Genomic DNA, 21,310 nt, shown 5'->3' on the forward strand with positions numbered 1-21,310 from the left:
GGCCTCAGCCAGCCGCAGGCGCTCGGCCTCGGGCTGACTGGGCATGCGCGCGCGAAGCTCCTCGCTGAACCGGACCGGCTTGAAGCCGAGTTCGGCGAGGCGGGCGTACGTGCCACCGGGGTCGGGGTCGGGGGTGGCGGCCCGCAGGGCGGCCGTTTCCCGCTCGTCGACGGTGAACTCCCCGGGCCGGACGGCGACCCCGTACGCCTCGCGGGCCGCCGCGAGGGAGACGAAGCCGTTGCGCACGTCCCGCGCGACCGCGGCGGGGTCGCGGGTGAACGGGTCGCCGTAACCGCCGCCGCCCCCGGTCTCGTTGGCCAGGGTCTCCCCCGCGTCCAGCCGGTTGTAGCTGCCGCCCTGGACGACCTCGCGGTCGGTCCCGGCGTTGAGCACGATGCGGTTGGGCTCGCCCTCGCCGCCGCCCGCGACGGGCCAGGGGCGGGTGCGGGTCTTGTAGACCAGGCAGATGCCGGTGGAGGGGGCGGTGAACCGGTAGACGCGGCTGACCCCGACGCCGCCGCGGAAGCGGCCGGGGCCGCCGGTGTCGGGCCGGTAGCCGTAGGACTCGATGATCATCGGGGACTTGGTCTCCAGCACCTCGACCGGGTTGTTGCGGCAGCCCGGCTCGGACAGGTGCATGATGCCGTCCTCCCCGTCCGCGTCCATGGTGGCGCCGAAGCCCACGGCCTCGTTGGTGGCCTCCAGCCACGCCGCCCCGGTGCGCGGGTTGACGCCGAGCCCCATCATCGAGCAGACGTCGCCGCCGGAACAGGCCGGGACCAGCTCGGGCATGCCCTGGGCGAGGGCCTTAAGGACGACCTCCCCGGCCAGCAGCCCGGTCCACAGCGTGAACGTCGGCATCGGCGGCACGGCGTGCATCACGGAGCCGGGCTCGGTGATGACCCGCAGCGGCGCGAAGTTCCCCGCGACCACCGGGGAGTCCGGCGTGGTCAGGGCCTTGAACACCAGGCTGGAGAGCGCCTCGGTCTGGCCCGGGGGCAGGTTGATCGGCCCGCGCACGTCCCGGGCGCTGCCGGTCCAGTCGACGATCATCTCCTCGTCGGTGACCGTGACGGTCGCGGTGAGCCGGACGAGGGTGTCGCGGTCGACGCCGTCGCTGTCCACGAAGTCGGTGGCCCGCCAGGTGCCCTTGGGCAGCTTGGCCAGGCCGATCCTGGCGAGCCGCTCGCCGTGCTCGTTGATCGCGCGCATCGCGCCGAGCAGCGCCTCGCGGCCGTACTTGCGGGCGATCTCCTGGGTCCGCCGCACGCCCGTGACGCACGCGGAGACCTGCGCCTGGATGTCGCCGACGGTCCGCTCCGGCATGCGGGAGTTGAACCGGATCAGGTGCAGGACGTCGGCGTTCGGCTCGCCGCGCCGGTAGAGCTTGACGGCGGGGAGGATCAGGCCCTCCTGGGAGACGTCCGTGGAGTCCAGGACGTAGCCGGGGTCCTTCTGGTTGAGGTCCAGGACGTGGATGCGGCAGGAGGCGAAGCCGATCAGCTCGTCCCCGTCGTGGATGGGCGCGAAGACCAGCGGGTCCAGGGTGTGCGCGGACGCCCAGTAGGGATAGTTGAGGATGAGGACGTCGCCCGGCTCCATGGCGTCGGCCCCGAGGAACTCCAGGGACTTCTTGATGCCGTGGTCGTTGCCCCGGGTGAAGATGGCGATGCCGGGCGCGTCGGCGACCACGTCGCCCGAGGCGTCGTGGATGCCGATGCCGTAGTCGTGGATCTCGTAGACCACGGTGTTGTAGGCGGTGCGGCACAGGTTGCGGGCCACCTCCTCGGCGGCCGACAGCAGGGCGTGCCTGATGATCTCGATGGTGATGGCGTCGCTCATCGCGTCTCGTTCCCCTCGCCGTTGCCGTTCTCGTCGCCGCGGGGGGCGCCGCCCTCGCCGGCCACCGTGATGACGAGCTCGCCGTAGGGGCCCACCTCCAGGCGGTCGCCCCGGTGGATGACGGTGGTCGCGGTGTGCTCGGTGATGACGGCGGGGCCCTCGACGGTGTCGCCGTGGCGCAGGTCCTCGCGGGCGTGGAGCGCGTACGCGCCGACCGTTCCGCCGGGGCCGTGCACCTGCCGTGTCCCGCGCGCGGCGGCGGAGCCGCCCTCGCGGCGCGGCAGCAGCGGCAGTTCCGGCTGGTCCACCCGGCCGACGGCGCTCAGCCGCAGGGTGGTGATCTCGACCGGGTCGTCCATCACATGGCCGTACTGCCGCTCGTGCAGGGCGGCGAACACCTCCGCGATGGCGGCCACCGGGTCCTCGGCGCCCTCCGGGTAGGCGACGCCGACCGAGTGCTCCTGGCCCGCGTAGCGCACGTCGACGGTGCGGTTCAGGGCGCGTTTCCCCGGCTCGAAGCCCTCCTCGGCCAGCACCGCGCCGGCCTCGCGCTCCATCTCGGCGTAGGCGGCGTCCACGGCGGAACGGTCCAGGTCGGCGAGCGCCGTCACGGAGGTGCGGGAGAAGTCGTGCCGGACGTCGGCCATCAGCATGCCGAGCGCGGAGAACGCGCCCTGGCCCGGCGGGATGATCACCGAGGGGATGCCGAGCTGGCGGGCCACGTCCACGGCGACGAGGCCGCCCGCGCCGCCGAACGACAGCAGGCCGAAGTCCTTGGGGTCGTGCCCGAGTTCGACGGTGATGGCGCGCACCGCGCCCACGATCTTGGTGTGGGAGATCCGCAGCACGCCCTGCGCCAGCTCGGTCGGGGTGAGGCCGAGCCGCTCGGCGATCGGGGTGAGCGAGGCGAGGGCGGCGCCCGCGTCCAGGGTGAGGGTGCCGCCCAGCGGGGTGTCCTCGCCGAGGTAGCCGACGGCGAGCGCGGCGTCGGTGAACGTGGGGCGGGTGCCGCCGCGACCGTAGGCGACGGGCCCCGGGTCCGCGCCCGCGCTCTGCGGGCCGACCTGGAGGGCGCCCGCGTCGTCGAGGTAGGCCAGGGAGCCGCCGCCGGAGCCGATGGTGTGGATGTAGAGCGAGGGGGTGGTGATCGGCAGCCCCTCGAACTCGGCGCCCTGGCGCTGCACCGGCTGCGCGTCGAGCACCAGGGAGGCGTCCAGGCTGGTGCCGCCCATGTCGATGGTGATGAGGTGCGGGCGGCCGGTGAGCCGGGCGAACGCCGCCGCGCCGACCACGCCGCCGGCCGGGCCCGACAGGATCAGGTTGACCGGCTGCTCCCTGGCCGAGGCGCCGGTCATCCCCCCGCCGCCGGAGCGGGAGACGAGGAAGCGGCCGGTGAAGCCGCGCCCGGCGAGCTCGGTCTCCAGGTGCGCCAGGTAGCGGCGGACGACGGGCTTGATGTACGCGTCCAGCACGGCGGTCGAGGTGCGCTCGTACTCGCGGTATTCGCGCGAGAGCTCGTGGGTGACGGTGACCTCGACGCCGGGACACCGCTCGCGCAGGATGTCGCGCATCCGCCGCTCGTGCGCCGGGTTGGCGTAGGAGTGCAGGAAGCCGACGGCCACGGCCTGGTAGCCGCGGCGGGCGATCTCGTCCGCGACGCGGCGGGCGTCGTCCTCGTCCAGCGGGGCGGCCACGGTGCCGTCGAAGTAGCTGCGCTCGGTGACCTCGAAGGTGTCGTGGCGCTCCAGCAGGGCGGGCGCCTTGCGGTGGCGGATGTCGTACATGGCCCGCCGGTCGGTGCGGCCCAGCAGGTAGACGTCGCGGAAGCCGCGGGTGGCCACGACCGCGGTGCGCGCCCCGGAGCGGGTGAGCAGCGAGTTCAGCCCGAGGGTGGTGCCGTGGTGGAACATCGCCACCTCGGCCATGTCCGCCTCGATCCGCTCGAACGCGTGGAGCACGCCCTCGGACGGGGAGTGCGGGGTCGTGGCGACCTTGTCGAAGAGCAGCTCGCCCGAGGCCGGGTCGAGCTTGACGACGTCGGTGAACGTGCCGCCGACGTCGATCGCGACGCGGATGTCCTTCGGCATGGCGGAGCGCCTTTCGGTGGTGCGGGGCCCGCGGTGCGGGGCCGTGGTGCGGGGGTCTACCTGCGGGTCCTGCCGACGGCCGCGAGGGCGACGGCGGCCAGGATGATCACGCCGGTGACGAGGTCCTTGAGCTGGGGGTTGAAGTCCAGGATGTCGAATCCATTGCCGATGAGGGCGATGAGGAACACCCCGGCGACCGAGCGCCACACGGCGCCGACGCCCCCGTGGATGGAGGTGCCGCCGAGGATGATCGCGGCGATGGCCTGGAGCTCCATGCCCGCGCCCGCCTGGGGCTGGCCGGAGGCGATGCGGGAGACGGCGATGGCGGCGGCGACGCCCGCGGCCAGGCCGCTGAGGGAGAAGACGAGGATCTTCACCCGGTCGACCCGGACGCCGGAGAGCTCGGCGGCCTCGGCGTTGCCGCCGGTGGCGAAGACATGGCGGCCGAACACGGTGCCGGAGAGCAGGAACCACAGCAGCGCGACCACCCCCGCGAGCACCCAGACGGGGAGGAAGACGCCGAGGAACTCGCCGCGGCCCAGCTCCGTGAAGCCCTCCGTGGTCACGGTGATCAGCGCGCCGCCGGTGATCAGCACGGCGATCGCGGAGTAGACGAGGGAGGAGGCCAGGGTGGCGAGGAAGGAGTGGATGCGCAGCGCGGTGACGACCAGGCCGTTGACCGCGCCGAGCACGAGGCCGAGCACCGGGGCGGCGCACAGGGCGAGGGCGACGGAGCCGGTCTCGTTCGCCAGCCAGGCGGCGGAGACGCTGGCGACCGCGAAGACGCTGGCGGTGGAGAGGTCGAAGTTCCCCGAGACGATGACGAACGTGCCGGCCGCGGCGATGATCGCGAGCGGGGCGTTCTGGTTGAGGATGTTGAGCAGGTTGTCGCTGGTGAAGAACGCCGGGCTGGCGAAGGAGAGGAAGACCGTGACGGCCACCAGCAGGATGAGGACGGCGTAGTCCTTGGCGAGCAGCAGGGGCCGGCGGAAGGTCCTGCGCCGGCCGGGGATCTCGGCGGTCATCGCGGTCACAGTGGGGCTCCCTGGTGCTGGTCCGCCTCGAACAGGGCGGTGAGGATCCGGTCGACGGTGGTGCGCTCCGGCACCACCTCGGCGACCGTGCGGCCGTCGCGCACCAGGTAGGCGCGGTGGGCGAGGCCCATGATCTCCTCGTGTTCCGAGGAGATCAGGAGCACGCCCACGCCCTGCCGGGCGAGAGCGACGATCAGTTCGTGGATGGCGTACTTGGCGCCGATGTCGACGCCGCGGGTGGGCTCGTCGAGGATGACGAACGCCGGGTCGCCGAGGAGCGCCTTGCCGATGAGGGCCTTCTGCTGGTTCCCGCCGGAGAAGCCGCTCGTCTCCAGCTCCGTCCTGGCGGGGCGCAGCGCGAGGCGTTCGGCCAGCTCGTTCACGGCGGCGCGCTCGCGGCGGCGGCTGATGACGCCGGCGGTCGCGAAGCGGGAGGCGTGGGTGAGCGCGATGTTCTCGCGGATCGGGCGCTCCAGGACCAGCCCCTGGCCGTGGCGGTCCTCGGGGACCATGGCGAGGCCCGCCTCGATGGAGCGCCAGGGCCTCGGCCTGCGGTGCTCCGTGCCGCGGAACGTCACGGTGCCCCCGGTCACGCGGTCGGCGCCGTAGATCGCGCGGGCGATCTCCGAGCGCCGGGAGCCGACCAGGCCGATCAGCCCCACGATCTCGCCGGGGCGCACGGACAGGGAGGCGTCCACCACGCCGTGGTCGGTGGCGAGGTGGGCCACGTCGAGCACCGGTTCCAGCGAGGCGTCGACGGGCCCGGTCCTCTCGGGGAAGGTGACGGCCAGGGAGCGGCCGAGCATGCCCTCGATGAGGGAGGTCTTCGTCTCGTCCCGGGCGTGGCCGGTGCGGACCAGACCGCCGTCGCGCATGACGGAGATCCGGTCCGCCACCCGGAGCACGGCGTCCAGGAAGTGGGAGACGTAGACGACGGTGCGGCCCTGATCGCGCAGGGTGGCGATGAGCCGGTGCAGCTGCTCCGTCTCGTGGGCCGTGAGGGAGGAGGTGGGCTCGTCCATGACGACGACCCGGGCGTCCCTGGCCAGGGAGCGCATGATCTCGACCTTCTGCTGGTCGGCGATGCCGAGCTCCCTCACCCTGCGGTGCGGCGGGAGGCGGAAGCCGGCCAGGTCGCAGATCCGGCCGAACGCGTCCTCGGTGCCGCCGCGCCGCAGGACGCCGGCGAGAGCCCGCTCCCGGCCGAGGAACACGTTCTGTTCGACGGTCAGCTCGGGGACGAGGGCGAGCTCCTGGGCGATCATCGCGATGCCGCGGCGCCCGGCCCTGGCCGGGTCCCAGCGGCCCGTCTCCTCGCCGTCGACGGCCAGCACACCCCCGTCGCGCTGGTAGACGCCGGCGATGATCTTGCCCAGGGTCGACTTGCCCGCGCCGTTCTCGCCGACCAGCGCGTGGACCTCGCCCGGCAGGAGGGTGAGGCTGACGTCGTCCAGGGCGTGCGTGCCGCCGAACCACTTGGAGACGCCGCGCAGTTCGACGACGGGCCGGGGCACCGGGCCGCTGCCCTGGGCGGGGGCGTTCACTATCCGTTCCATTCGCCGGTGAAGTCCTCGACGCCTGCGAGCGTGTCGGCGTCGGCGTAGGGCTCGACTCCCTCGGGCCCGACGGTGTCGGCGTCGACATGGGGCTCGACGGGCTTGTCCCCGAGCGCGTTGGCGAGCTGCTCCATGGCGGCGGCGCCCATGCTCACGGGGAAGTTGACGTAGTCGGCGGCCCAGCGCCCCTCCCTGACGGCCTGGAGCGCCTCCGTGGTGCCGCCGCCCCCGGTCAGGTAGACGCTGGAGGGGTCGATCCCCGCGTTGGTGAGGGCCACCTCGGCGCCCAGGGTCATCTGGTCGGCGTTGCTGAGGATGACGTCGACGTCCCGGTGGGACTGGACGGCGTTGGCGACGGTGGACAGGGACTGGTCCCGGTCGTAGTTGCCCTCCAGGGTGGAGACGATCTCGATGCCGTCCTCCCGTTCCAGCACCGACTGGTAGGCGTCGCGGCGGGCGACGTCGAGCGGCGAGGAGAGGTTGCCCACCAGGAGCATCACCTTGCAGGGGCCCTCCTGGTCGGCGCAGTGCTCGACGACGTCCTCGGCCTGCCGCTCGGCGGCGGCGGTCGGCGGGACGGCGACGGTGGAGACCACGCCCTCGACCTGCGGCTCCATCGCGTCGATGTCGGGGCCGATGGGGTTGAGCACGGTGACCACGGGCAGGTCGTCGGCCATCGGGAACCCGGCCGTCAGGCTGGGGCCGTCGTGCGGGACGACGATGACGCCGTCGTACTCGCCGCTGGTGGCCGCGGTCTGGAGCTGCGACAGCTGCGTGGTGGCGTCGAATCCGCCGTCCAGGATCTTGGCGTCCACTTCCAGGCCGAGGTCCTTCGCGCCCTCCACGACGCCGTCGTAGACCGCCTGGTTGTAGCCGTTCTGGGCGGAGGCGGCGAGGACCGCCACCTTGTACGCGCCGCCCTCGACGGAACCATCGCCTCCGCTTCCCGAGGCGTTGCAACTGGTGGCGACGAGAGCGACCGCAGCCGCCGCCACCAGGGCCTTTACAGGTCTGTGAGCCATCGTCGCCCTCCCGGCGTCTCGGTCTGTTAGCTCAGTAACATGTCACATGTCGCATACCGGAGCAACGAATCGTGGCAGACTTTTTCGCGGCCGAAAACACCCTCACCCCCCGGCTATGCAATGTGACATTTTACTGATAGGGATGGGACCGCACGAGCTACGAGGAGTTCTCTCATGACTGCTGCTGAGCAGCCCTGGCACGGCGTTCATGTCGCCACCGCGCTCCCCTTCGACGAGGCGTACGCGGTGGACTACGACGGCTACGCGGAGCACGTTTCCTGGCTGGCCGCACAAGGGTGCGACGGCGTCTGCCCCAACGGGTCGCTCGGCGAGTACCAGAGCCTCGGCGACGAGGAGCGCTCCCGCGTGGTCGAGACGGCCGTCGCCGCCGCCCCCGAGGGCTTCACCGTGATGCCCGGCGTGGCGGCCTACGGCGCGTTCCAGGCCCGCCGCTGGATCGAGCAGGCGGCCGAGGCGGGCGCCTCCTGCGTCCTGCTGCTGCCGCCCAACTCCTACCGCGCCGACGACGCGACGGTGATCGCGCACTACCGCGAGGCGGCCAAGGCGGGCGTGCCGATCGTCGCCTACAACAACCCGTACGACACCCGCGTGGACCTCACCCCCGCGCTGCTCGCCGAGCTGTACGGCGAGGGCCTGATCGTGGCGGTCAAGGAGTTCTCCGGGGATGTGCGCAGGCCGTATCAGATCCACGAACTCGCCCCGGGCCTCGACCTGTTGATCGGCGCCGACGACGTGCTCCTGGAGCTGGCCATCGCGGGCGCCGTCGGCTGGATCGCCGGGTACCCCAACGCCCTTCCGCGCGCCACCGTCGAGCTGTACCGACTCGCGACCTCGCAGGACCCGGCCGAGCTCGCCCGCGCCGTTCCGCTCTACCGCGCGCTGCACCCGCTGCTGCGCTGGGACTCCAGGCCGGAGTTCGTGCAGGCCATCAAGCTCTCCATGGACCTGGCCGGCCGCAAGGGCGGCGCCTGCCGGCCGCCGCGTTCCCCGCTCGGCGAGGAGGCCGCCGCCGCCGTGCGCGCGGCGACCGAGGCCGCGCTCGCCGCTGGCCACCGCTGAGGCGCCGAGGCGCCGAGGCCGAACCGGAACGCGCGGAGCGAGGGGAGGAGGGCGGGAGATGCGGTCCACACGGGTGTTCCACACCGTCGAGAGCCACACGGAGGGCATGCCGACCCGGGTGGTCACCGGCGGCGTGGGGACCATCCCCGGCGCCACCATGGAGGAACGGCGCCGCTGGTTCATCGAGCACAGCGACCACATCCGCACCCTGCTGATGTACGAGCCGCGCGGCCACTCCGCCATGAGCGGCGCCGTCCTCCAGCCGCCCACCCGCCCGGACGCCGATGTCGGGGTGCTGTTCATCGAGGTCTCCGGGCTGCTGCCGATGTGCGGGCACGGCACCATCGGGGTGGCGACGGTGCTGGTGGAGACGGGCATGGTGGAGGTCACCGAGCCTGTCACCACCATCAGGCTCGACGTGCCGGCCGGTCTCGTCGTCGCGGAGGTGGCCGTCGAGAACGGCGCCGCGCGCTCGGTGACCCTCACCAACGTGCCCTCGTTCGCCGCCGGCCTCGACCGGCGCGTCACGGTCCCGGGCCTGGGCGAGGTCACCTACGACATGGCGTTCGGCGGGAACTTCTACGCCATCACCCCGCTGGAACGGCTCGGGCTGCCGTTCGAACGGGCGGCCGGGGGCGAACTGCTCGCCGCGGGGCTGAGGATCATGGACGCGATCAACGAGCAGGACCCGCCGACGCATCCGGAGCTGCCCGGCGTGCGGGGCTGTCACCACGTCTACCTGGAGGCGCCCGGCTCCACCGCCGCCCACTCGCGGCACGCGATGGCCATCCACCCCGGCTGGTTCGACCGTTCGCCGTGCGGGACCGGCACCAGCGCCCGGATGGCGCAGCTGCACGCCCGCGGGCGGCTCGGGCTCCACCAGGAGTTCGTCAACGAGTCGTTCATAGGAAGCCGCTTCACGGGCCGCCTGGTGGAGGAGACGGAGGTCGGCGGGCTCCCCGCCGTCGTGCCCACCATCACCGGGCGCGCCTGGATCACCGGCACGGCGCAGTACCACCTCGACCCGGACGACCCGTTCCCTGGAGGATTCCTCCTGTAGCGGCGTGCGAAGAGCCTCCCCCACCCCACGCCGCGCCGAACCCCGGGGACGCCGAGAAGGACACCATGACCTCACGATCCAACTTCACCCTGCTGACGAAGCGGGAAAGCCTGCGCGAGACCGTGGCGCACGCGTTGCGGGCCGCCATCATCTCCGGGGAGATGGAGCCCGGCGTCGTCTACTCCGCGCCCACGCTCAGCGCCCGGTTCGGCGTCTCCGCCACCCCCGTGCGCGAGGCCATGCTCGACCTGGTCCGCGAGGGCATGGTGACCTCCGTGCCCAACAAGGGCTTCCGCGTCACCGAGGTCTCCGAGGCGGACCTCGACCACATCACCGAGCTGCGCCTGCTGATCGAGCCGCCGACCATCCGCCGCGTCGTCCCGCTGGTGCCGCGCGCCGACTTCGCCGGGCTGCGGCGCCTCGCGGACGAGATCGTCGACTTCGCCGAGGCCGGGGACCTGGTGCGGTACACCGAGGCGGACCGGCTCTTCCACCTCGAACTCCTCGGCTACAGCGGCAACCCGCGGCTCGTCGAGACCATCTCCCGGCTGCGCTCCGGGACCCGGCTGCTGGGGCTGGCCGCGCTCGCCGGGACCGGCGAGCTGCGCGAGTCCGCCGAGGAGCACCTGCTGCTGATGGACCTGGTGCAGACCCGCGACGAGCAGGGCGCGTTCGCGCTGATGAACCGCCATATCGGCCACGTGCGGGGGAAGTGGGCGGGCGCCGCCGAGGAGAGGCGGGCGCACGAGCCCGCGCCGCCGGCCACCGTTCCCCAGCCCACGGCCCCCGAGGCCGCGGCCCCGGGGGCGGGGCTGCCCGCGTCGCCGGGACCGGCGGGCTGCGGCTGATGGCGGGGCGCGCCCCGGATCTCGCGGTGGTCGGCGCCGGCGTCGTCGGCGCCGCCGCCGCGTACTTCGCCACGCGCGCCGGGCTGCGGGTCACCGTGCTCGACCGGGGGCCGGTGGCGGGCGGCACCTCGGGGCGCGGCGAGGGGAACCTCCTGGTCTCCGACAAGGAGGCGGGCCCCGAGCTCGACCTGGCGCTGCTGTCCCGGCGGATCTGGCGCGAGCGCCTGGGCGCGTTCGCCGGGCTGTGGGAGTTCGACGCCAAGGGCGGCCTGGTCGTGGCGGCCTCGGCCGAGGGCGCCGCGCGGCTCGCCGAGCTGACGCGGCGCCAGCGCGCCGCGGGCGTCGAGGCCGTCGACCTGACCGCCGCCGAGCTGCCCACGTTCGAGCCCTATCTGGCGCCCGGCCTCCCGGCCGGCGCGTACTACCCGCAGGACGCGCAGGTGCAGCCGATGCTCGCCACCGCGCACCTGCTCCGCCTGGCCCGCGAGGCGGGCGCCGAGGTCAGGACCGGCGCCGAGGTGACCGGCTTCCTGCGCGACGGCGACCGCGTCACGGGCGTGCGCACCACCGGCGGCGACCTCCCCGCGGGGCAGGTGCTCAACGCGGCCGGGCCCTGGGCCGGTTCGGTCGCCCGGCTCGCCGGGGTGCGCCTGCCGGTGCTGCCGCGCCGTGGCTTCGTCCTGGTCACCGAGCCGCTGCCGCCGACCGTGCGGCACAAGGTGTACGCCGCCGAGTACGTCGGCGACGTGGCCAGCTCGGACGCGGGGCTCCAGTCCTCGCCCGTGGTCGAGGCCACCGAGTCCGGCACCGTCCTCATCGGCTCCACCCGCGAACGCGTCGGATTCGACGCCACCCTGTCGCTGCCCGCGCTGCGGCTGCTCGCCCGGAAGGCGATCGCCCTCTTCCCCGCGCTGACCGGGGTGCGGGCGATGCGCGCCTACTGCGGATTCCGCCCGTACTGCCCCGACCACCTGCCCGTCGTCGGCCCCGACCCGCGGGCCCCCGGGCTCTGGCACGCCTGCGGGCACGAGGGCGCGGGCATCGGCCTGGCGGCCGGGACCGGCTGGCTGCTCGGCCAGGCGCTGACCGGCGCCGCGCCCGACCTCGACCTCGCGCCGTTCGCCCCCGAGCGCTTCGAGAGGAGCGAGACCCCGTGACCGACAGGCCGACCCTCACCTTCGAGGGGCGCCCGCTGCCCGCCCGCCCCGGACAGAGCGTCGGCGCCGCGCTCACCGAGGCGGGCGTCCGCGCCTGGCGCCCCACCCGCGACGGCGCCGCGCCCCGCGGCCTCTTCTGCGGCATCGGCGTCTGCTGGGACTGCCTGATCACCGTGGACGGCGTCCCCGGCCAGCGCGCCTGCCTCGTCCCGGCCCGCGACGGCATGGTCCTCACCGGCGACGCGCCCCCGCTGCCCCTGCCGGAGCGGGAGGCGCCCGAGCCGGCCGCACCGGCCGCACCAGAGGAGGGGGACGCCCCGTGAGCGAGCCACCGTTCGACTGCGCCGTCGTCGGGGCGGGCCCGGCCGGGCTCGCCGCCGCCACCGCGGCGGCCGGGGAGGGGCTGCGCGTCGCGCTGGTGGACGCCGGGCCGCGCCCGGGGGGCCAGTTCTGGCGGCACGCCGAGGGGTCCACCGGGGCGGGGCAGCACGACTGGGCCACGTTCACCCGGCTCGCCGACGCCCTGCGCCGGGGCATCGCCGCGGGCCTGATCCACCATGTGCCGCTGCACCAGGTCTGGACGGTCGACCGCGCCGGGCCCGCCCCGTTCACGCTGCGGCTGACCCCGGCGTACGAGGGGGCCGGGGGCGAGGGGCCCCCGGTCGGCCAGGTGGCCGCGCGGGCGGTGGTGCTGTGCCCCGGCGGGTACGACCGGCAGCTGCCGGTGCCCGGCTGGACCACCCCCGGCGTGATGGCGGCGGGCGGGGTGCAGGCGCTGCTCAAGGGCCAGGGCACCGTCGCGGGGCGGCGCGTCGTGGTGGCGGGCACCGGCCCGTTCCTGCTGCCGGTGGCCACCGGCCTGGCCGCCGCGGGCGCCCGGGTGGTGGCCCTGTGCGAGGCGGCGAGCCCGGCGCGCTGGCTGCGCCGCCCGCTCGCCGCGGCGGCGGTGCCCGGCAAGGCCGTCGAGGGCGCCGGCTACGCGGCCGGGCTGCTGCGGCACCGCGTCCCCTACCTGCCGCGCACCGTGGTCACCCGCGTGCACGGAACGCAGGAGGTCACCGCGGTCACCGTCGAGCGGGTGGACGGCTCGGGGCGCGTGGTGCCGGGCCGCACGCGGCGCCTCGACGCCGATCTGGTCGCGTTCGGCTGGGGCTTCACGCCCTCGCTCGAACTGGCCCTGGCCCTGGGCGCGGACACCGAGCGCGGCGCGGACGGCTCGCTGGTCGCCACCGTGGACACGGCGCGGCGGGCCACGGTCCCCGGCGTCTACCTCGCGGGCGAGGCGACCGGGGTCGGCGGCGCGGCCAAGGCCGTGGCCGAAGGCGAACTCGCGGGCCTGACCGCCGCGGTGGACGCGGGCCGCCCGGTCTCGCGACGGCGCGGCAGGCGGCTCGCCGCGCGGATCGCGCGGGCCGAGACGTTCGCCGACGCCATGCACCGGGCCCACCCGGTGCCGGAGCACTGGACCGAGTGGCTGAGTGAGGAGACGCGGCTGTGCCGCTGCGAGGAGGTCTCCGTCGGCGACGTCCAGCGCGCCCAGGACGGCCTGGGCGCCGGGGACCCGCGCACCGCGAAGCTGCTGGCGCGGCCGGGGATGGGCCGGTGCCAGGGGCGGGTGTGCGGGTTCGCCACGGCCTCGCTGCTGGCCTCCCGCGCCGGGCGGCCGGTCACCGGCGACGATCTGCGGGCCCCGGCGAAGCGCCCGCTCGGCGCCCCGGTCACCCTGGCGGAGCTGGCCGCGCTGCCGGAGCCGGAGGAGCCGGGGCGGCCGGACGGGCCGGAGGCGCCGCCGCCCGCTCCCTCCGTGGACACCGCTTGACGTGGGGTTCGCCCCCGCGTTCCCCTCGACGGAGCCGATCCGAGCCGAGCCGCGGCCGAGCAGCGACCAGGGAGCGACATGTCATCCGCGTTCTTCTCCGCCCTGTCCCATCTGGAGTGTTCGAGGACCGGTGCCCGCCACGACGCCGACGAGGTGCACACCACCTCGGACGCCGGCGCCCCGCTGCTGGCCCGCTACGACCTGGAACGGGTGCGGGCGCGCGTGACCCGCGAGGAGATCGCGGGCCGGGCGCCCGACCTGTGGCGCTACCGCGAGCTGCTGCCGGTGCGCGACCCGCGGCACGTGGTGTCGCTGGGCGAGGGGATGACGCCGCTGCTCCCCCTGGAGCGCTACGGCGCGAGCGTCGGCGTGCCGGGGCTGCGGATGAAGGACGAGGGGCTCGTTCCGACCGGCTCGTTCAAGGCCAGGGGCGCCGCCGTCGGCGTCTCGCGCGCCGCCGAGCTCGGGGTGCGGGGCATCGCGATGCCGACCAACGGCAACGCGGGCGCGGCCTGGTCGGTCTACGCCGCCCGCGCCGGGATGCGCAGCCTGATCGCCATGCCGGTGGACGCCCCGGAGATCACCAGGACCGAGTGCGTGGTGGCGGGCGCGGAGCTGTACCTGGTGGACGGCCTGATCGGGGACGCGGGGAAGCTGGTGGCCGCGGCGGTCGCCGAACGCCGCGGCTACCAGGAGGTGTCCACGCTCAAGGAGCCCTACCGCCTGGAGGGCAAGAAGACCATGGGCTACGAGATCGTGGAGCAGCTCGGCTGGCGGGCGCCGGACGTGATCCTCTACCCGACGGGCGGCGGGGTCGGCATCATCGGCATCCACAAGGCGCTGCTGGAGATGCGGGAGCTGGGCTGGCTGACCGGCGAGCTGCCGCGGCTGGTGGCGGTCCAGGCCGAGGGGTGCGCGCCGATCGTGGAGGCGTTCGAGCGGGGCGACGCTTCGAGCGTGCCGTTCCCGGACGCCAGGACCGTGGCGTTCGGCATCACGGTGCCCAAGGCGCTGGGCGACTTCCTCGTGCTGAACGCCGTCCGCGAGACCGGCGGCACGGCCGTCGCGGTCTCCGACGAGGAACTGCTGCGCGCGCAGGGGGCGCTGGCGCGTGCGGAGGGGGCGTTCATCTGCCCCGAGGGTGCCGCCTGCTTCGCCGCCGTGGACCGGCTGCGCGCCTCGGGGTGGCTGCGGGGGGACGAGAACGTGGTGGTGCTCAACACCGGGAGCGGCCTGAAGTACCCCGGGACGGTGCCGGTGGACGTGCAGACGCTGCCGGCGCACGGCCGCATCCCGGGCTGAGCGCGGGCACCGGCCCGGAGGGGGCGCCGCCGTCCCGTACGCCATCGGGTGGACATCTGGCGTGACGCGCCCGCAGGCGCGGGCGGGGCGGCGGGCGCTTGCTTACCTTGCGCGTACATCCGAGCAAGGGAGGGCCGATGGCCGACCGCAGTGCAGAGCGCAGTTCAGACCGACGCGGCTATCCGGCGGGGCTCACCGGCGAGATGATCGCCGAGTTCCTGGGAACGTTCGTGCTGATCCTGCTGGGCTGCGGCTCGGTGGCGGTCGCCGTCGTGGGCCTGCCGGGCTCGGGGCGGCAGACGGGCGACTTCAACGCGGCGAACTGGCTGATCATCGCCTGGGGCTGGGGCTTCGGAGTGGTCTTCGGGGTCTTCGTGGCCGGCGGCATCAGCGGCGCCCACATCAATCCCGCGGTGACGCTCGCGCTGACGGCACGGCGGATGTTCCCCTGGCAGAAGGTACTGCCCTACTGGGCGGCGCAGCTGGTCGGCGCGTTCGTCGCCGCCGCCCTGGTGTACGGCACCTACAGCTGGGCGATCAACGCGTTCAACGACAAGGCGGGCACCGGGAAGCAGGAGTCGCTCGACACGTTCTCGATCTTCGCGACCTTCCCGGCCGAGTACTTCGGGAACTCCTGGTGGGGGCCGCTGCTGGACCAGATCGTGGGCACCGGAATCCTGCTGCTGCTGATCTGCGCGCTGCTGGACAACCGCAATACGGCGCCGCTGTCCAACCTGGCGCCGTATCTGATCGGTCTTGTGGTCGTCGTGATCGGTCTGGCCTATGGAACGAACGCGGGCTATGCGATCAACCCGGCCCGTGACTTCGGGCCGCGGCTGTTCACGTTCCTCGCCGGCTGGGGTGATATCGCGCTACCCGGGCAGTTCGACTGGTTCTCCCATTACTGGTGGATCCCCATCGTCGGGCCACTCATCGGGGGCCTGGTGGGGGTGGCGGCGTACGACCTGCTGATCAGCCCGGTGATCCGGGCCAGGACCGCCTCCTCCGAGGAGGAGGACAAGGGGCCCGGCGACCCGCCCGCCACCCAGCGCGACCGCTGATCCCCCCGGCCTCCTCGCCGTTCCCGGCCCCGTCGGCCGCCGCCCGCTCCGGGTGGCGGCCGACGGGGCCGGGACATGTGTGGGGGGACGCCGGGTATGATCGACGGCGCGAAGGGGAGTAGTCCCGCAATACCGGTCGGTCGACACGCTGGTGATCCGCTCACGCGGGTGACCCGGCCGCCGGGTCGTGGCGCCCGAGGGGGCCGCGACGGACGAGACCTTCGGCCAGGTATGACGCGCCCGCGACCCCGCGGGCGCACCGTCGTGCCGGGCCGAGTGGTCCCCCGAGCACGTGCGGCGAGCCTGTGGGGCGGCGCGGTCCGGCCCTCGCAGAAAGCCGGGCGCCATGCCTCTCGACCTCGTGGCGGTGCTGACCGCCTTCGGGCTGATCTTCCTCGCCGAGCTTCCCGACAAGACCATGTTCGCCTCGCTGGCCATGGGCACCCGGATGCGACCGCTGTACGTGTGGTTCGGCACCTCGACCGCGTTCGTCGTGCACGTCGCCCTCGCGGTGGGCGCGGGAAGCCTCATCGGGCTGCTGCCCGACTGGAGCGTCCGCCTCGTCTCCGCCCTCCTGTTCGGCTTCGGCGCGTTCCTCCTGCTGCGCGGCGGGGACGACGACGGGGAGGGGGCCGAGGGCGGGACGGCCGTCACCGGCTTCCTGCCCGTGTACACCACGGCGTTCACGGCCGTGTTCATCAGCGAGTGGGGCGACCTCACGCAGATCACCACCGCCAACCTGGCCGCCACCAACGGCGCGCTGTCCACCTCGGTCGGCGCCGCCGCGGCCCTGATGAGCGTCTCGGCGCTGGCCCTGCTGGTCGGCCGCTTCCTCGCGCGGCGCGTGCCGCTGAGGACGGTCCGGCGCATCGGCGGACTGTGCATGCTCGGCCTGGCGATCTGGTCCCTCGTCGAGGTGTTCGCGAGCTGATCCGGTCGGAAGGACCGGCGCCCCCTCCCCCGCCGGGGCCCGTCCGGGCGGCCCGAAACGGTGTCATATGGTCCGCTGCGCACCGGCTTTGTGCCCCAACAGACCGTAGTTTCGCCGGAAAGTGTCGAACTTTCTCTTGACGGCGGGTAAAGCCCTTTCTACGTTGTCCGCCATGGCAGGCGCGGTGCCGAGAGCCTGCCCCGGAGTCGACGCAGATCACCCGTCCCCACCTCCACCACCCCTCCTCCCCCTCCACACGCCCTCCGTCCCGCACCGCGCGGCTCTTCCGTGCGGCGGTGTGGGCGTGCCACCATCACCGCTCAACCGACAGGAGCCGCCCATGTGTTACGGATTCTCGAACGACCGGGCCCTCGCCGCGGCGCGCGCCCACCACGGACCGGGCAGACGCTCGATGCTGCGCGGCGCCGTCGGCGGAGTCCTGGGCGCCGCCGCGCTCGGCGCCGCCTCGGCCACCGGTGCCCAGGCCGCTCCCGGCCGCGGCTGGGGCCGCGCCCTGGTGCCGCCCGGCCGCATCGGGCTCCAGCTCTACACGATGCGCGACGACCTGAACGGCGACATCGGCTTCGACGCGACCCTGGAGGCCGTCGCCGACATCGGCTACCCCCGGGTGGAGCAGGCGTCGGGCTACTTCGGCCGCACCGCCGCCGAACTCCGCGGTTTCTACCGGCGGATAGGCGTCAGCTGCACGTCGAGCCACGACGGCATAAGCGCCGACGAGGCGGCGCTCGACACCAAGCTCACCAACGCCAGGACGCTGGGCCAGTCCTATGTCAACGTGCCCTATCTCCAGTCGGAGCTGCTCGACGACTGGAAGATGTGGGCGGAGCAGATGAACCACGAGGCGGCGGCGGCCCGCCGTCTGGGCCTGCGCTACGGATACCACAACCACGCCCACGAGTTCACCGTCGACCTGGGCGGCGGCGTCACGCCCTGGGACGTGTTCATGGCCGAACTCGACCCGGATCTCGTCCACTTGGAGATCGACCTCTACTGGGTCGTGACCGGCGGCATCGAGTCGGGCGACGGTGTGGACGACCCCGAGCAGTTCGCCATCGACGTGATCAGGGCGGCCCCGCACCGGACGCTCCAGTACCACGTCAAGGACCGGAACCCGGAGACCGGCGACATGGCCGACCTGGGCACCGGGATGATCGACTTCCCGCGCATCTTCAAGGCCCACTCGGTGCGCGAGTACATCGTCGAGAACGACACGCCCGACGTCACCCCGATCCAGTCCGCCGAGGTGGGCTTCAGGTACCTGCGCGGACTGACCTGCTGACGGCCCCACGGCCGCCGCACCGCTCCACGCCCGCCGCCCACGCGGGCGACACCGCGCTCCCACCGCACCACCGCACCACCACGAAAGGCCGCAATGCGCACCACTCCCACCCTCGCGACCGTGGCCCTCGCGGCAACGGCGCTGCTGGCCGCGTCCGTTCCCGCGGTCGGGCACGAAGGACATCCGGGGCACGAGGCCCCGGCCGACGCCGACTTCCAGAAGGTCATCCTCAACGACACGCCGGGCGAGCCGATCGACCTCGTCGTCCTCCCGGACTCACGCGTGCTGCACACCACCAGGAACGGCCAGGTCTGGCTGAACGACCCGGAGACCGGCCTCAACACCCTCGCCGCCGAGCTCGACGTCTACGAGCACGACGAGGAGGGGCTCCAGAGCATCGCCGTGGACCCGGGCTTCAACGGCACCAGCAACCGGTGGGTCTACCTCTACTACGCCCCGCCCCTCGACACCCCGGTGGACGACCCGGCCACCCCCGACGTCAACGAGGGCGACGCCCCGTTCACCGGTGAGGCGGCGGACTTCGCGCCGTTCGACGGCGTGACCCGGCTCTCCCGCTTCCAGCTCACGGGCGACACGCTCGACCTGGACTCGGAGCAGAACATCCTGGACGTGGACGCCGACCGCGGGATCTGCTGCCACGTCGGCGGCGACATCGCGTTCGACAGCAAGGGCGACCTGTACCTGGCGACCGGCGACGACACCAACCCGTTCGAGTCGGACGGCTACACGCCCATCGACGAGCGGGCCGACAGCAACCCGGCGCTCGACGCGCAGCGGACCGCGGCCAACACCAACGACCTGCGCGGCAAGGTGCTGCGCATCCGGGTCCACAGGGACGGCTCGTACTCGGTGCCGCGCGGGAACCTGTTCCGCCGGGGAACGCCGGACACCCGGCCCGAGATCTTCCTGATGGGGCTGCGCAACCCGTTCCGCATCGAGATCGACCGCGAGACGGACGAGGTCTACGTGGGCGACTACTCGCCCGACGCGGGCGACCCGGACCCGGAGCGCGGGCCCAACGGCCACGGCAAGTGGTTCATGGCGGACGAGCCGGGCAACTACGGCTGGCCCTACTGCGCCACCGCGGAACTGCCCTATCGCGACTATGACTTCGGCACCGAGGAGTCGGGCGACGAGTTCGACTGCGCGGCGCCCGTCAACGAGTCCCCGCACAACACCGGGCGCACCGAGCTGCCCCCGGTGGAGCAGCCCCAGATCTGGTACCCCGGCGACGAGTCGGCGGAGTTCCCCGAGCTCGGCTCCGGCGGCGTCGCCCCGATGGCCGGACCCACCTACGACTACGACCGGCGCGCCGCCTCCGGGCCCGACTCGGTGGCGTGGCCGGAGAGCTTCGACGGCGTCCCGCTGTTCTACGAGTGGACGCGGGACTGGATCAAGGGCGTCGACCTGGACCGGCGCGGCGACGTGGAGGCGATCGAGGACGTGCTCCCCGAGCAGGTGTTCTCGGGCATCATCGACATGGAGTTCGGCCCCGACGGAGCGCTCTACGTCCTGGAGTACGGCAAGGGCTACTTCGCGGAGAACCCGGAGGCCATGCTCGCCCGCGTCGACTACCTGGGCCCCGGCGGCAACCACTCCCCCGTGCCCGTCGCCTCGGCCGACGACACCGGCGGATACGCGCCGCACGAGGTCGCGTTCTCCAGCGAGGGCACCGAGGACCCGGAGGGCGACGAGCTCAGCTACGCCTGGGACTTCGACTCGGACGGAACCGTGGACTCCACCGAGCCCAACCCCACCCACACCTTCGAGGAGAACGGCGGCTACGACGCGAACCTGAGGGTGACCGACGGCGAGGGGCGCGCCGCCTCGGCGGAGGTCAGGATCGTGGTCGGGAACGAGGCGCCGGTGGTCGAGTTCGTGTCCCCGACCGACGGGCAGGAGTTCTCCTTCGGCGACGCCATCGCGTTCGAGGTGACGGTGACGGACGACCAGGAGGTCGACTGCTCCCAGGTCACCGTGCACTACATCCTCGGCCACGACGTGCACGGCCACCCGCAGACCTCGGCCAACGGCTGCTCGGGGACCATACAGACGTCGGAGCCGGGCGGCCACGACCCCGGCCAGGACAATCTGGCGGGCGTGTTCTTCGCGACGTACACCGACCCGGGCGGGGACGACGCGCCCGAGGCGACCGGCACCGCCGAGGTGGTGCTCACCCCGGCCGGCTGACGCGTGTGCCGGGCAGGACTGCTCCCGCCCGGCCCCGTCGGCCATCCCCGGCGCCCCGGCCCCGCACCCCGCGGGGCCGGGGCGCCGCGCTTCGGCCCTCGCTCAGGTGAACGTCACGTCGCTGCACAGGTAGTGGGCCTCGTCCTGCCCGAGGAGCGCCCAGACGGCGAAGACCACGGCGCGGCCGGTGCGTTCGCCGCCCTCTCCGGCGCTCAGGTACGTCTCGTAGGTGCCGCCGGGGAGGTGGGGCTCGTCGGACGGGAAGCCCCAGCCGGGCTGGTAGGACCCCGAGGTGTGGACCAGGTCGAGGTCGTCCCAGGTCAGCGGTTCGGTGAGAGGGTCGTAGCCGGGCTCGGAGACCCAGACCCAGATGAAGTCCGCGCCGTGCCGCACCGTGTCGTGCAGCTGGAAGGTGAAGCTGTCCCACGGGTTGGTGATCACGGTGGCCGGCCAGTCGCCCGGCTCGTCCAGGGAGTCGTACCGGCCGCCCGCCGCCCCGCCCGCGCTGCACAGCTGCCCGTCGGGCACCAGGGTGCCGTCGCCGAGGTCCACGCCGGTCCTGGAGACGCCGTCCCACTGGAGCAGGGAGCCGGGGTCGTCCTGCCACGCCTGCCAGCACATGGGGTCCTCGGCGGGCAGGTCCGGATCGGCCCAGTCGCCGTTCCAGCGCAGCCAGCAGGCGTAATTGCGCGAGGCGGGCTCGATCACGGTGCCGTGCGCCTGGGCCGGGGTGGTCCAGGGCAGGGCACACAGCACGGTCGCCAGCGCGACGGTCGCGGCGCGGGCGGGCCAGCGGCGTAATCCAGGGGTCGTCGTGGTCACGGCGGTTCGCTCCTCGGGTCGGGGCCTGCTACGGGACCCAGAGGAGGTGTGGGGGGCCGGCGCGGGCGCCCCTCCCCTGTGCGGACAGTGTCCAGGGCCGGGACCGCGCCCGCCAGGGGCTGTTTGCGCCAAAGCCCGGCCCGCGCCGCCCTCCCTCAGAGCCAGGGCGGGAGGGCGG

The 21,310-nt window shown here is 73.7% G+C and carries 17 protein-coding genes; 11 read left to right on the forward strand and 6 right to left on the reverse strand.

The window, feature by feature from the left end:
- From ADY01_RS15760 to ADY01_RS15780, 5 genes are all read right to left on the reverse strand, one after another.
- Nucleotides 1-1,842: hydantoinase B/oxoprolinase family protein (locus ADY01_RS15760; RefSeq protein WP_199826242.1), on the reverse strand; the 1,842-nt coding region annotated here is incomplete at its 3' end.
- The gene (locus tag ADY01_RS15765; RefSeq protein ID WP_049572775.1) at nt 1,839-3,929 is read right to left on the reverse strand and encodes a hydantoinase/oxoprolinase family protein; all 2,091 of its coding nucleotides are present in this window, start codon (nt 3,927-3,929) and stop codon (nt 1,839-1,841) included. The genes ADY01_RS15760 and ADY01_RS15765, both read right to left, overlap by 4 nt.
- Nucleotides 3,930-3,985: 56 nt before the next feature.
- The gene (locus ADY01_RS15770; protein ID WP_049572841.1) at nt 3,986-4,954 is read right to left on the reverse strand and encodes an ABC transporter permease; all 969 of its coding nucleotides are present in this window, start codon (nt 4,952-4,954) and stop codon (nt 3,986-3,988) included.
- Between the two features lie 5 nt (nt 4,955-4,959).
- Nucleotides 4,960-6,519: a sugar ABC transporter ATP-binding protein gene (locus tag ADY01_RS15775; protein ID WP_078900333.1), complete on the reverse strand. Its 1,560-nt coding sequence runs from the start codon at nt 6,517-6,519 to the stop codon at nt 4,960-4,962.
- Nucleotides 6,507-7,541, reverse strand: a complete 1,035-nt coding sequence (locus ADY01_RS15780) for a sugar ABC transporter substrate-binding protein (protein WP_078900334.1) — start codon at nt 7,539-7,541, stop codon at nt 6,507-6,509. The genes ADY01_RS15775 and ADY01_RS15780 overlap by 13 nt, the downstream gene beginning before the upstream one ends.
- Nucleotides 7,542-7,715: 174 nt before the next feature.
- Between ADY01_RS15780 and ADY01_RS15785 the strand changes: the two genes are divergently transcribed.
- From ADY01_RS15785 to ADY01_RS15835, 11 genes are all read left to right on the forward strand, one after another.
- Nucleotides 7,716-8,621, forward strand: coding sequence for a dihydrodipicolinate synthase family protein (locus ADY01_RS15785; protein WP_049572794.1), 906 nt, complete (start codon nt 7,716-7,718; stop codon nt 8,619-8,621).
- A 58-nt stretch (nt 8,622-8,679) separates the two neighbouring features.
- The gene (locus tag ADY01_RS15790) at nt 8,680-9,681 is read left to right on the forward strand and encodes a proline racemase family protein (protein ID WP_049572805.1); all 1,002 of its coding nucleotides are present in this window, start codon (nt 8,680-8,682) and stop codon (nt 9,679-9,681) included.
- Nucleotides 9,682-9,746: 65 nt separating this feature from the next.
- Nucleotides 9,747-10,529 carry a GntR family transcriptional regulator gene (locus ADY01_RS15795; RefSeq protein ID WP_078900335.1) on the forward strand — a complete coding sequence of 261 codons (783 nt, stop codon included), beginning with the start codon at nt 9,747-9,749 and terminating at the stop codon, nt 10,527-10,529.
- A complete protein-coding gene (locus ADY01_RS15800; RefSeq protein WP_049572809.1) occupies nt 10,529-11,686 on the forward strand; it encodes an NAD(P)/FAD-dependent oxidoreductase in 1,158 nt (385 codons plus the stop codon). The genes ADY01_RS15795 and ADY01_RS15800 overlap by 1 nt, the downstream gene beginning before the upstream one ends.
- Nucleotides 11,683-12,009, forward strand: a complete 327-nt coding sequence (locus ADY01_RS15805; protein ID WP_049572812.1) for a (2Fe-2S)-binding protein — start codon at nt 11,683-11,685, stop codon at nt 12,007-12,009. The genes ADY01_RS15800 and ADY01_RS15805 overlap by 4 nt, the downstream gene beginning before the upstream one ends.
- Nucleotides 12,006-13,505 (forward strand): NAD(P)/FAD-dependent oxidoreductase, encoded by a 1,500-nt coding sequence (locus ADY01_RS15810; protein WP_049572815.1) that lies wholly within the window; start codon nt 12,006-12,008, stop codon nt 13,503-13,505. The genes ADY01_RS15805 and ADY01_RS15810 overlap by 4 nt, the downstream gene beginning before the upstream one ends.
- A gap of 78 nt (nt 13,506-13,583) precedes the next feature.
- Complete coding sequence (locus ADY01_RS15815) at nt 13,584-14,807, forward strand: threonine synthase (RefSeq protein ID WP_049572818.1); 1,224 nt, start codon at nt 13,584-13,586, stop codon at nt 14,805-14,807.
- Between the two features lie 203 nt (nt 14,808-15,010).
- A complete protein-coding gene (locus ADY01_RS15820; RefSeq protein ID WP_078900336.1) occupies nt 15,011-15,868 on the forward strand; it encodes an MIP/aquaporin family protein in 858 nt (285 codons plus the stop codon).
- Nucleotides 15,869-16,214: 346 nt separating this feature from the next.
- Nucleotides 16,215-16,799 (forward strand): TMEM165/GDT1 family protein, encoded by a 585-nt coding sequence (locus ADY01_RS15825; protein ID WP_049572824.1) that lies wholly within the window; start codon nt 16,215-16,217, stop codon nt 16,797-16,799.
- A gap of 340 nt (nt 16,800-17,139) precedes the next feature.
- Nucleotides 17,140-18,099 carry a sugar phosphate isomerase/epimerase family protein gene (locus ADY01_RS15830; protein WP_049572835.1) on the forward strand — a complete coding sequence of 320 codons (960 nt, stop codon included), beginning with the start codon at nt 17,140-17,142 and terminating at the stop codon, nt 18,097-18,099.
- 93 nt (nt 18,100-18,192) lie between these two features.
- Nucleotides 18,193-20,310 carry a PQQ-dependent sugar dehydrogenase gene (locus ADY01_RS15835; protein WP_053170883.1) on the forward strand — a complete coding sequence of 706 codons (2,118 nt, stop codon included), beginning with the start codon at nt 18,193-18,195 and terminating at the stop codon, nt 20,308-20,310.
- Nucleotides 20,311-20,412: 102 nt separating this feature from the next.
- On the opposite strand, the gene ADY01_RS15840 is transcribed toward ADY01_RS15835, so the two are convergent.
- A complete protein-coding gene (locus tag ADY01_RS15840; RefSeq protein WP_049572836.1) occupies nt 20,413-21,132 on the reverse strand; it encodes a lytic polysaccharide monooxygenase auxiliary activity family 9 protein in 720 nt (239 codons plus the stop codon).
- Between the last annotated feature and the right edge of the window lie 178 nt (nt 21,133-21,310).

The organism is Streptomyces sp. SBT349, assembly GCF_001083795.1.
GTDB lineage: Bacteria > Actinomycetota > Actinomycetes > Streptomycetales > Streptomycetaceae > Streptomyces.

Excerpts from the sequence above, each read along its gene's own strand:
- ADY01_RS15765 (WP_049572775.1), bottom strand. The coding sequence starts at position 3,929 with ATGCCGAAGGACATCCGCGTCGCGATCGACGTCGGCGGCACGTTCACC.
- ADY01_RS15770 (WP_049572841.1), bottom strand. The coding sequence starts at position 4,954 with ATGACCGCCGAGATCCCCGGCCGGCGCAGGACCTTCCGCCGGCCCCTG.
- ADY01_RS15775 (WP_078900333.1), bottom strand. The coding sequence starts at position 6,519 with ATGGAACGGATAGTGAACGCCCCCGCCCAGGGCAGCGGCCCGGTGCCC.
- ADY01_RS15780 (WP_078900334.1), bottom strand. The coding sequence starts at position 7,541 with ATGGCTCACAGACCTGTAAAGGCCCTGGTGGCGGCGGCTGCGGTCGCT.
- ADY01_RS15785 (WP_049572794.1), top strand. The coding sequence starts at position 7,716 with ATGACTGCTGCTGAGCAGCCCTGGCACGGCGTTCATGTCGCCACCGCG.
- ADY01_RS15790 (WP_049572805.1), top strand. The coding sequence starts at position 8,680 with ATGCGGTCCACACGGGTGTTCCACACCGTCGAGAGCCACACGGAGGGC.
- ADY01_RS15795 (WP_078900335.1), top strand. The coding sequence starts at position 9,747 with ATGACCTCACGATCCAACTTCACCCTGCTGACGAAGCGGGAAAGCCTG.
- ADY01_RS15800 (WP_049572809.1), top strand. The coding sequence starts at position 10,529 with ATGGCGGGGCGCGCCCCGGATCTCGCGGTGGTCGGCGCCGGCGTCGTC.
- ADY01_RS15815 (WP_049572818.1), top strand. The coding sequence starts at position 13,584 with ATGTCATCCGCGTTCTTCTCCGCCCTGTCCCATCTGGAGTGTTCGAGG.
- ADY01_RS15820 (WP_078900336.1), top strand. The coding sequence starts at position 15,011 with ATGATCGCCGAGTTCCTGGGAACGTTCGTGCTGATCCTGCTGGGCTGC.
- ADY01_RS15825 (WP_049572824.1), top strand. The coding sequence starts at position 16,215 with ATGCCTCTCGACCTCGTGGCGGTGCTGACCGCCTTCGGGCTGATCTTC.
- ADY01_RS15830 (WP_049572835.1), top strand. The coding sequence starts at position 17,140 with ATGTGTTACGGATTCTCGAACGACCGGGCCCTCGCCGCGGCGCGCGCC.
- ADY01_RS15835 (WP_053170883.1), top strand. The coding sequence starts at position 18,193 with ATGCGCACCACTCCCACCCTCGCGACCGTGGCCCTCGCGGCAACGGCG.